Here is a 10,000-nt window from a genome sequence, read left to right as displayed (position 1 = left end):
ATCTCGCGGAGTCACGCTCGCCGGACGATGTGCGGCGGCGCCGCTGGGGGATCGAGACGGCCCGTCAGCCCGCCGCTATATAGGTGCGCAGGGATTCGGCTTCCTGCGTCGCCTCCGCGATCTGGCATTTGACCACGTCGCCGATCGAGATCACTCCCGAGAGCCGACCTTCGCGCAGCACCGGCAGATGCCGGATTCTCCGGTCGGTCATCCGTCCCATCAGAATCGCCACGGTCTCGGCCGGCGCCGCGAAGACGACATCGGCGGTCATGACCTCGGAGACCGGCTTGTCCAGCGCGGCCTTGCCGTCCTGCGCCAGGGCCCGGACCACGTCGCGCTCCGACAGCACGCCGACCACCCGGTCTTCGTCGCAGACGATCAGCGCTCCAACGCGTTTCGCGTCGAGCTGGCCGCAAGCGTCGCCCAACGTTGCGTCGGGGCGGATCACATAGACGGCGTCGCCCTTGTCCTTGAGAATTTCGGCGACCAGCATGGCGGCTCCTGCGTCTCTATATAGAGGGCGGCCGCGGGCGGACCGCTTTCAGACTTCAGGGTCGCGCAGATCGGGCGGCGAATCAAATGCTTCCGGACGCGGCTTGAAGACGGTCGACCACGGCCCGATCAGCAAGGCGCCGGCGATGAAGCCGAAGGCATGCGCCTCCCAGGCGACCCGGGCGCCCTCCGCTCCCGGCGCGAAGCCGATCAGGCCGATGCCTGCATTGACGGCCATGATGGCGGCGGCCGGCGTGAGGAAACGCTTGTCCGTCAACGACCTGAGCCGGCCGCTGCGGCGGCCCAGCAGACGCAGCGCGGCGCCCATCAGGCCGAAGACCGCGCCCGACGCCCCGACAAGTGCGTCATTGCTGGTCGGGTGGACAAGTGCGAAGCCGACGGCCGCCAGCAGCCCGCACGCTATATAGAAGGCGAGAAACCCGACCACGCCCCGCGCGCCGGGCATCAGCCTCGCCACCGGCGCTGCGAAGGCCAGCGCAGAGACGGCGTTCATCGCCACATGCGCCCAGTTGCCGTGCACAAGCATCGAAGTCAGCAGCCCAGGCCACCACTGGCCGTCCCACAACGACGACGGCCGAAAGGCGAGACCAAATCCGTTGTCCGGCAGGCCCGTCTGCAGCCAGTACAGCACCGGCATCGAGGCGCTCACCACGACCACCAGCGCGGGCGCGTTGAACAGGCGTTCGGACGGTTGCGCGCTCAGGGCGAAGACTCCGGGGAATCACAAAGACAAACCAATCGGTTGTCGAATGCGGCGATAGCAAGCGGTTCTTAATAACCATGACCCAGAGTGGGAGAAAGGATCAGTTTCGGTCCGCTGTCCTGTTGCTTGAGAGGTGCCGCTCCATGCCTGTGCGGACAAGTTCCATTCCAGCCGCCCTGACGCTGGCCATCGCCGCTGCCGCGGTCCCGGAGATCGCCGCCGCGCAATCGGCAGGCTCTTCCAGCCTGGGCCAATATCAGGCCGGCTACGGAGCCTCGCGTTACGCGACGGCGCGACCGCAGTCCGGCTCGACCCGAGACGCCGACGGCAACCGCTTGATCGTCAACGGCGTCATCCAGTCGGGGGCGAGTTCCTACTCCAGCGCCACTGGCGGCGTGTCTTCCAGCTTCTCCGGCGCGGGCGCCGGGAGCGGAACGACCATCGGCGGCTCGACGGCCATCGGCAACAATCTGAACGTCGTGGTTCAGGGCAACCACAACACGGTCATCGTCAACTCCAGTCAGGTGAATAACGGCGCCATCAACGCTGGGACCAACCTGAACACTCCTCCGAGGCTCCCATGAGCGCAGGCTCCATCTCACGGCGCGTCCGGTTCGCAGGCGTCGCTTGCGCCGCGGCGGCTCTTCTCAGCGGCTGTATCTCGGCCGCTGCCGGTCCTAACGGGACGTATGCGACCCCGATCGGCAATGCGCCGGTGACGGCGAACCCGACCCCCTACTCCGCAGCCCTGTACTGCATGGCGGATTACGCCCGGCGCTACAGCCTGCCGTCGCCGCGCATCGCGGTCGCCCGGATCAGCGACTACACCGGCACGGTCTCGGCCGACGGCGGACGCCAGATCACCGGCGGCGCCTCGCTGATGACCATGACGGCCCTGGCCAAGTCCGGCGCCCACATCGTCGAACGCTACGACACCTCAGTCTCCGAGATGGAGCTGCGCTACGCCAACAACCGCCTGATCGGCGACGAGGGTCCGGCCGGACCCGGCGACACCCAGTTCCGCCGCATCCTCGCGGGTCAGGTGCCCGGCTCCGACTTCTACATCGTCGGCGGCATCACCGAGGTGAACTACAACATCCGGTCGGGCGGCTTCGACGCCGCGGGCGGAGAGGCCACCAGCAACACGCCGCTGTCCGTGGCGTTCGCCGGCAAGTCCTATGTGATGAACATCGCCATCGACCTGCGGCTGGTCCAGACCACCACGCTGGAGGTGGTCGACGTCATCTCCTACCAGAAGCAGATCATCGGCCGCGAGATCTCGGCCGGCGTGTTCGACTTCCTGAACGGCAACGTCTTCGACATCTCGGCCGGCGAAGGCGGGCTCGAGCCGGTCCAGCTGGCGGTGCGTGCGTTGATCGAGCGCGCCACGGTCGAGTTCATGGCCAATCTGTACGGCGCTCCCGGCCCGGAAGTCTGTCTCGGCGCCGGTCCCGACCCGCTGGGCACGGTCGGCCCCACGGGCGGCTATTATCCCGCTTACCCCAACACGGACACGAACAATGGCGAAACTCGCGCTGATCCGGGTCGCTGGCACGATCGCCGCGACGGCGCTGTGCGCCGCAGCCGCTACTGAGGCCGCGGCCCAGACCCCTCCGCAGGAGGGGGCGATCGTCCTGAACGAACAGCTGCAGCTCGGCGACGTCTTCGCCGGGCAGACGCTGAACGTGGTCGATGCACAGGAACAGGTCACGGTCGAGACCTCGGCCCAGGGCAACTCCGCCTCAGGCTCGGTCGAGAACGGCTCGGCGGTTGTCGAGTCACGCCAGGACATGCGCGGCGACTCCGTGGCGCGCTCCGACCTGACTTTGGGCGGCGACACCTATGGCGTGGTCAACGTCACCACGCAGGCCGGAGGCAACTACCTCGGCGTCAGCGGGTACAACGCCGACGTGACGCTCGACGCGACCCAGACGAACACCGGCTCCCTCGTCAGCGCCACCTCCGAAGTCGGCGACAGCAGCGCGCGCCTGCACGGCGGCGCCAACGTGAACGCCTCGGCCATCTCAAACACCGTCGCCGCCTACGGCGAGGGCTCCGTCATCCAGGGGAACATCGACCAGGCGAACGCGGCCGTCGTCCGCTCGTTCAGCCGGATCCAGAGCCAGTACATCCCGGCGCCGGGGGAGACCCGGAGCGAAGCGGTCGCCAACGCCGTCGCGGTCAACAGCGTGCAGACGTCGGGCCAGAACCTCTCGATCGTTCAACGCTCAACGGGCGATTTCATCGAGGCCGAAGCCAGTTCCAACGCGGGTAACGCCTGGGATCTCGCCGCCCGCGCCCGCGCCGCGGCCAACCAGACGGTGCTCTACAATCAGGGCGGCTCGGTCGTGACTGCGTCGGACCAGAGCAACACCAGCTTCGTTCGGTCGTCCGCGCTGACCACGGCCTTTGATTTCGGACGGGCCGAAGCGACCGCCCGCGGCGTCGCCAACGAGCTGTCGGTCGGCAACAACGACATCTACGTCGAGATCGACAACACCCAGTTCAACGCGGGCGGCGTCGACGTCAGCGCGACCTTCTCCGGGACCAACGGCTACGACGCCTACGTCGGCGCCGAAGCGGTCGGCAACAGCGTCACCGGCTACGCCTGCGCCGATTGTCCCGGCTATGTCGAGGCGCGCAGCAGCCAGACCAATTCGGGCGACGTGTCGGCCGTGGCCAACACGACCGTGGCCGGCTCGGGCCGCGCGGTCATCACCGGGGCCACGGCGGTCGGCAACTCGGCCAGCTTCTACGTCTCGCGACCGACACATTAATCTTCGGTAACTTGAGGCTTCGGCCGATTACCGCAGTGTGACACTTGTCGTTCCAGTCTATGTCTGGACGGCCCCCTGTGTCCGGCGCGGCCCCATTCCGGGAGCGATCGCGCCCATCGGAAAAGAAGCCAGAATGATCTCCGCACGCCGTCTGATGCTGCTTGCCGCGGCCTCCGCCACCGTCCTCGTCGCCGCGGCCCCGGCCTTGGCGCAGGTTCAACCATCCGATCCCTGGACCCACGCCGCCAGCGACATCCCGGCCGACTCCACCGTCCGCTTCGGCGTCCTGCCGAACGGCATGCAGTACGCCATCCTTCGCAACACCACCCCGCCGTCGCAGGCCAGCTTCCGCCTGCGGATCGACGCCGGCTCGCTGATGGAGAACGAGCAGCAGCTCGGCCTGGCCCACTTCATGGAGCACATGGCCTTCAACGGCACCACCAACATCCCTGAGAACGAGCTGCTACGCATCCTCGAGCGGCGCGGCCTCGCCTTCGGCGCCGACACCAACGCCTACACCGGCTTCGACGAGACGGTTTACATCCTCGAGCTGCCGAACGCCGACGAAGGCACCGTGGACGACTCGCTGCGGATCATGCGCGAGCAGGTGTCGGAGGCCCTGATGGCCGCCGACGCGGTCGAAGCCGAGCGCAACGTGATCGTGGGCGAGGAACGCCTGCGCAACACCCCGGGCCTGCGATCGATCAAGGCTCAGCTGGGCCTGTATGCGCCCGGCCAGCGGATTTCTGAGCGGCTCCCGATCGGCGACCTCGAGATCATCCGCACAGCGCCGCGCGAACGGTTCGAGGAATTCTACCGGTCCTACTACCGGCCGGAACGCGCCACCTTCGTCGCCGTCGGCGACTTTGACGTCGCCGAGATGGAGGCCAAGATCCGCGCGGCCTTCGGAAGCTGGGAAGGAAAGGGTCCCGCCGGGCCGGAACCAGACCTTGGAAGCGTCGCGCCGCGCGGTCCCGAGACCCGCATCCTGGTCGAACCGGGCATCCAGTCGTCCATTGAGCTCGGCTTCATCCGGGCGCCCGACCGCGATCCCGACAGCGTCGCCGAGCGGCGCGACAACCTCTATCGTCGCCTCGGCCTGGCGGTCCTGAACCGCCGTCTCGGCGAACTCGCCCGTAGCGACAACCCGCCCTTCCTGAGCGCCGGCAGCGCCGAATCGGAGCTGGCCGACAGCTTCACCGCCGCCTCGGTTTCGGCCACCTACAACGTTGGTGAATGGAAGCGGGCCCTCGAGGCGATCGAACAGGAGCAGCGCCGAATCGTTCAGCACGGCATCTCGGACGCCGAGCTCCAGCGCGAGATCACCGCCACCCGCACGGCGCTGGAGAACGCGGTCGCCGGGGCCGCGACGCGCCGCACCCCGCAGCTGGCGAACGCCATCGCCGGATCGGTCAACGCTCGCACGGTGTTCAACACGCCGCAGACCAGCCTCGACCTGTTCAACGCCTCGGTCGAAGGCCTGACCGCCGCCCGGGTCAACGAGACCCTGCCCCAGGTCTTCCAGGGCCAAGGGCCGCTCGCCCTCGTGGTCACCCCGGTCGAAATCGAAGGCGGCGAAGCCGCTGTCACCGCCGCGCTTGAGGCCTCGCGGCAGGCGCCGGTTGCGGCCCCGGCCGTTCAGGCTCAACTCGAGTGGCCGTATGAGTCCTTCGGCTCCCCGGGCGCCGTTCGCGAGCGCCGTGAGATCGCCGAACTGGGCGCCACCGTCGTGACCTTCGAAAACGGCGTGACCCTGACCGTCAAACCGACCGAATTCCGCGACGAACAGATTCTCGTCCGGGTCGACACCGGCATCGGCGAATTGGGCCAGCCGGTCGATCGTCCGACGGTCACCGGCCTCGGAGCCAATGTCTTCGCCGCCGGCGGTCTGGGCCGGCTCAACGTCGACGAGTTGAGCCGAGTCCTCAACGGCCGCGTCTATTCCGCCGGCTTCAGCGCGGGCAATGACCGCTATACGCTGAGCGGCGGCACCCGCCCGGCTGACCTGTCGCTGCAGATGCAGGTGCTGGCCGCCTATCTGACCGATCCGGGTCTGCGCCCGGCGCCGTTCCAGCTGCTGAAGTCCGCCTATGCGCAGCAGCTGGAGCAGGCCCGCGCCACCCCCGGCGGGGCGTTCGCCGTGCAGGGCGGAGCCCTGCTGAGCAGCGGAGACGCTCGCGACGCCCTGCCCTCGCCCGACGTCGTCGCCGGCTGGACCAATGATGACTTGAAGGCCGAGATCACCCGCGGCCTCTCGAGCGGCCCTATCCATGTCACCATGGTCGGCGACGTGACGGTGGATGACGCCATCGCCTCGGTGGCGTCGACCTTCGGCGCGCTTCCGGCCCGACCGCCTCGCGCCGAGCCGGCCCCGGGCGCGGATCAGAAGCGATTCCCCGCTCCGACCGGTCAGCCGATCGAGCTGACCCACACCGGCCCGGCCGAGCAGGCGTTGGCGCTCGTCGCCTGGCCGACCACGGACGCCGTCGGCGACCGCACCGAGGCGCGGCAAGTCTCGCTGCTCAGCCAGGTCTTGCGGCTGCGCGTACTGGAGGAAATCCGCGAGAAGCAGGCCTTGGCCTACTCGCCCGGCGTGTCCTCACAGGCGTCGGACGTGTTCCCGGACTACGGCCTGATGCTCGTTCAAGGCGAGACCGCCCGCGCCACGATCCCGGCCTTCTACACGGCCGTGGACGCCATCGCCGCGTCGCTGCGCAACGCACCGCCGGAAGCGGACGAGCTGAACCGCGCCCGCCTTCCCACCATCGAGCGGCTGCGCCTCAGCCAGGCGACCAACGAATACTGGCTCGGCCAGCTGGCGGACGTGGCTGAACGGCCGTCGGACGTGCAGCAAATCCAGAACCACATCGCGGTGCTGGAAGCCGTTACCCCCGCGGACATCCAGCGGCTGGCCCAGAAGTACCTGGCCGACGACAAGGCCGTCCGGATCCAGGTGGTGTCGGCGACTCCCGCCGCCCAGTAGACGAAAAAAGGCCCCGGTCCTTGCGGATCGGGGCCAGTTCGCTTCTCAGGATTTGTCGACGTCGCCGACGGTCCGCTTGTATCCGGTCGCACCTGACAGGCGGCTGAACGTCGGTGTTCAGACTGGCGTCAGAAAACCCGGCCGCCGACGCCGCCGTCGAGGGTGATCATGGCGCCGCTGACGGCCATGCCGGACTCCTCGATCACTTCCTCGCGGTACTCGGTGTAGGTCTCCTCGCGGACCCAGGTCAGGATTTTCACGCCCGCGCCGTAGCGGCGCAGCAGCGAACGCTCGTTGCAGTCCCGCTCCTGCCGCTGACGCTTGCACTCAACCGAGCCGCCGCGGCCATGCCACAGGGCCTCGCCCTTGCGGCACTCCATGGTCTCGCCTTGTCCGAAGTCGCTTTGGCCTTGGTATTCGGCCCAGGTGACCTGCAGCCAGGTGCCGGCGAGGCAACGGTACAGTTCGCCCTCATAGTCGCCGTCGACCTCCCGGTCGGGGCGCACCTGCGAGGCCGGGTGCGGAACGTTGCGGTCGTCGATGCAGAAGGCGCGGATGACGACCCGCTTCTCCCACCGACGGCGCGCTTCGTAGGGAACGCGGATGACCTTGCGAACCAAGGCGCCCTCGACGTTCAAGCCGCTAATGCTGGTCGGATAGGGCTGGTCGACCGTGACATAGGCCGAACCGCCACCGCCGACGAAGACGTTGCCGCCCGCACGGGCGTTCAGTGCGCCCCGAGCGTTGGCGTTGGCGTTCGCATTGGCGTTCGCGTTCGCATTGACGTTGACGTTGACGTTCAGATTGCCGCCGCCGCCGCAGCAGGGCGGAGGCGGAGGGGCCTCGCAGCAGGGAGGCGGAGGCGGAGGGGGTGGCGGCGGCGGGGGCTCGCAGCACGGCGGCGGCGGTGGCGGGCACACAGGTCCGCACTGCGCCGAGGCAGGTTCAGCGAAAGCCATCAACGCGCCGAAACCCGCGACAGCCGGCAGCCAGGTCTTGATCCGCACCCTCATGGGCCGACCCTCCAGGTGAATACTTGCGTCGGTCCTGCAAGACGCAGGCCGCTCCGACAGGCATCAAACACCAGCAAGCCTTTCAATTCCGTTGCTTTCGCGCGGCGCGGCTCTTGCGACCCCTCGTCGAAAGGCGAGATCGATGTTTCAACCTGATACGCAGTTCCTGATCGACCACTGGACCGGACTGTCTCAAAGGCCGGACGCGCGGGGCGGGATTCCGGCCCGAACGGCGCTGGAACCCCAAATGCTGGGCTTGCGCCTTCCTCGCACCCTTCTCGCTGATCGCCTGGGAGACGCGCCGTGCCTCCGTCTGGCGGGCGGCTGGATCGAGGCCTTTCACGGAGAACCGCTCAAGGACGTTCCGCTGTTCTCCTTGTGGACGGCCGCGTCGCGCGCCTTGGTCAGCACAGCGGTCACCCAGACGGTGCGCGAGGCCCGGCCCGTTGTCGTTGTCGCGACAGTCGGCGCCGCCGGGTCGCCCATTGAGGTGGTCTTCGCGCCCCTGCGCGGGCCTTCGGGCGAGCCGGACCGCATCCTCGGCCTCTACGCCCCGTCGGAGACCCTCGCGCTCACCCGCGACGAGTCCCGACGTTTGACGGCGCGCCTGTCGGTCGGCGCAGGCCCCCCCGCCCGTGCGTCGCTCAGCCTCGCGGCGGTCGGCGGGAGGCGTCTGGCCTAACTTTCGACGGGCTTCAGTTCGGTCGCGTAGCGCCGCCAGTTCTGCACATAATGCGCGGCTGACGCCTTCAGGGCCTCGATCTGCCCCGGCTCCAGCATTCGCACCACCCTGCCCGGCTGCCCCATCACCAGCGACCCGTCCGGGATCACCTTGCCTTCGGTGATCAGGGTGTTGGCGCCGATCAGGCAGTTCTTTCCGATCTTCGCCCGTCCCAGAACCACCGCGCCGATGCCGATCAGGCTGTTGTCGCCGATCTCGCAGCTGTGCAGCATCACCATGTGGCCGACGGTGACGCCGTCGCCGATGGTCAGCGGCTCGCCCGGATCGGAATGCAGCACGCTGCCGTCCTGGATGTTGGTGTCGCGACCGATGGTGATCGGGTCGTTGTCGCCCCGCACCACCGCCCCGAACCACACGCTGGCGCCCGGCTTCAGAATCACGTCTCCTGCGACTGTCGCGTTTGGAGCCACCCAGTATTCGCCCTCGGGCGGACACTGCGGTTTCTTGTCAGCCAACGCATAAATCGTCATGAAAACATTACCTTATCTTGAGCCGTTTCTTGGCTTTAAGCCTTCGTAAACCACGCTAGCATCATTCTGTAGATGCGATTCGAGGGCTCATTTCGCCCTCGGATCGGAAGCCGGATCAAGCCCGGTCCGGTCAGACCTCGGGTGGCGTGCGTGACGCGTTCGGTTCGGCGGCTGGTTCCGCTGGAAGTCAGATCTTCCTCCGACCCGGGCGGGTGCGTCGCATCCTCTTCTCTCCTTCACACGATCGTTCGAGGCGATGCTTTTCCGGCGTCGCCTTTTTTCATGCCCTGGAGGCGTCCATGACCAAGCGTGCGGCCATCAAGCGTCAGACCCGCGACAGCGTCCGTGATCACGGCGTTCTCGATTCCCGCCAGTTCATGGAGGACTCCAAGGTCCGCCGGCTCCCGACGCACGCCGGGCACGGCGCGTGGTCGCCGTATCCGTCCAACGACGATCGTGAGCAGGCCTATCTGAAGACACTGAAGCCCAAGTCGGAGGGGCAGGCCGAGCTGATGACGGCCATCGACAATCACAACCTCGTCCTCGCCCTGGGCCCTGCGGGCACGGGCAAGACCTATCTCGCCGTGGCGAAGGCTGTCGAGGCGCTGGAGGCGGGAAAGATCGGACGGATCGTGCTGTCGCGACCGGCTGTCGAGGCGGGGGAATCGATCGGCTTCCTGCCCGGCGACATGGAGGACAAGCTGGCCCCCTATCTGCGGCCGCTCTACGACGCCCTGTCCGACCGGCTGAGCATGAAGCGGGTCAAGGCGCTGATGGCCGAGGGGCTGATCGAGATCGC

General features: G+C 67.8%; 10 protein-coding genes. 6 read left to right on the top strand and 4 right to left on the bottom strand.

Annotated features, from left to right (window positions below; all coding sequences use genetic code 11):
- Positions 1-64: 64 nt before the first annotated feature.
- The gene (locus VGB60_RS00845; protein WP_331036402.1) at positions 65-493 is read right to left on the bottom strand and encodes a CBS domain-containing protein; all 429 of its coding nucleotides are present in this window, start codon (positions 491-493) and stop codon (positions 65-67) included.
- 48 nt (positions 494-541) lie between these two features.
- On the bottom strand, positions 542-1,162 hold the full coding sequence (locus VGB60_RS00840) for a rhomboid family intramembrane serine protease (protein WP_331036401.1): 621 nt from the start codon (positions 1,160-1,162) through the stop codon (positions 542-544).
- 197 nt (positions 1,163-1,359) lie between these two features.
- On the opposite strand from VGB60_RS00840, the gene hfaA reads away from it, so the two are divergent.
- The 4 genes from hfaA to VGB60_RS00820 all read left to right on the top strand — a co-directional run bounded on the left by hfaA (position 1,360) and on the right by VGB60_RS00820 (position 6,976).
- Complete coding sequence (gene hfaA, locus VGB60_RS00835; RefSeq protein ID WP_331036400.1) at positions 1,360-1,800, top strand: holdfast anchoring protein HfaA; 441 nt, start codon at positions 1,360-1,362, stop codon at positions 1,798-1,800.
- Positions 1,797-2,810, top strand: a complete 1,014-nt coding sequence (hfaB, locus tag VGB60_RS00830) for a holdfast anchoring protein HfaB (RefSeq protein WP_331036399.1) — start codon at positions 1,797-1,799, stop codon at positions 2,808-2,810. The genes hfaA and hfaB overlap by 4 nt, the downstream gene beginning before the upstream one ends.
- Positions 2,737-3,993, top strand: a complete 1,257-nt coding sequence (gene hfaD / locus VGB60_RS00825; RefSeq protein ID WP_331036398.1) for a holdfast anchor protein HfaD — start codon at positions 2,737-2,739, stop codon at positions 3,991-3,993. Before hfaB ends, hfaD begins: the two co-directional genes overlap by 74 nt.
- 133 nt (positions 3,994-4,126) lie before the next feature.
- The gene (locus VGB60_RS00820) at positions 4,127-6,976 is read left to right on the top strand and encodes a M16 family metallopeptidase (protein WP_331036397.1); all 2,850 of its coding nucleotides are present in this window, start codon (positions 4,127-4,129) and stop codon (positions 6,974-6,976) included.
- Between the two features lie 128 nt (positions 6,977-7,104).
- On the opposite strand, the gene VGB60_RS00815 is transcribed toward VGB60_RS00820, so the two are convergent.
- Entirely contained in the window at positions 7,105-7,989 is an 885-nt protein-coding gene (locus VGB60_RS00815) for a hypothetical protein (RefSeq protein WP_331036396.1), read from the bottom strand.
- Positions 7,990-8,131: 142 nt separating this feature from the next.
- Between VGB60_RS00815 and VGB60_RS00810 the strand changes: the two genes are divergently transcribed.
- The gene (locus VGB60_RS00810; protein ID WP_331036395.1) at positions 8,132-8,671 is read left to right on the top strand and encodes a PAS domain-containing protein; all 540 of its coding nucleotides are present in this window, start codon (positions 8,132-8,134) and stop codon (positions 8,669-8,671) included.
- On the opposite strand, the gene VGB60_RS00805 is transcribed toward VGB60_RS00810, so the two are convergent.
- A complete protein-coding gene (locus VGB60_RS00805; RefSeq protein ID WP_331036394.1) occupies positions 8,668-9,201 on the bottom strand; it encodes a gamma carbonic anhydrase family protein in 534 nt (177 codons plus the stop codon). The genes VGB60_RS00810 and VGB60_RS00805 overlap by 4 nt on opposite strands.
- A gap of 299 nt (positions 9,202-9,500) precedes the next feature.
- Between VGB60_RS00805 and VGB60_RS00800 the strand changes: the two genes are divergently transcribed.
- The coding region (locus tag VGB60_RS00800) for a PhoH family protein (RefSeq protein ID WP_331036393.1) at positions 9,501-10,000 on the top strand (500 nt) is incomplete at its 3' end.

Origin of the sequence: Brevundimonas sp., from assembly GCF_036399195.1 — a bacterium.
Taxonomy (GTDB): Bacteria; Pseudomonadota; Alphaproteobacteria; order Caulobacterales; family Caulobacteraceae; genus Brevundimonas.
The sequence above is the reverse complement of the archived record's forward strand: the minus strand, read 5'-3'. Positions and strand labels throughout refer to the sequence as shown.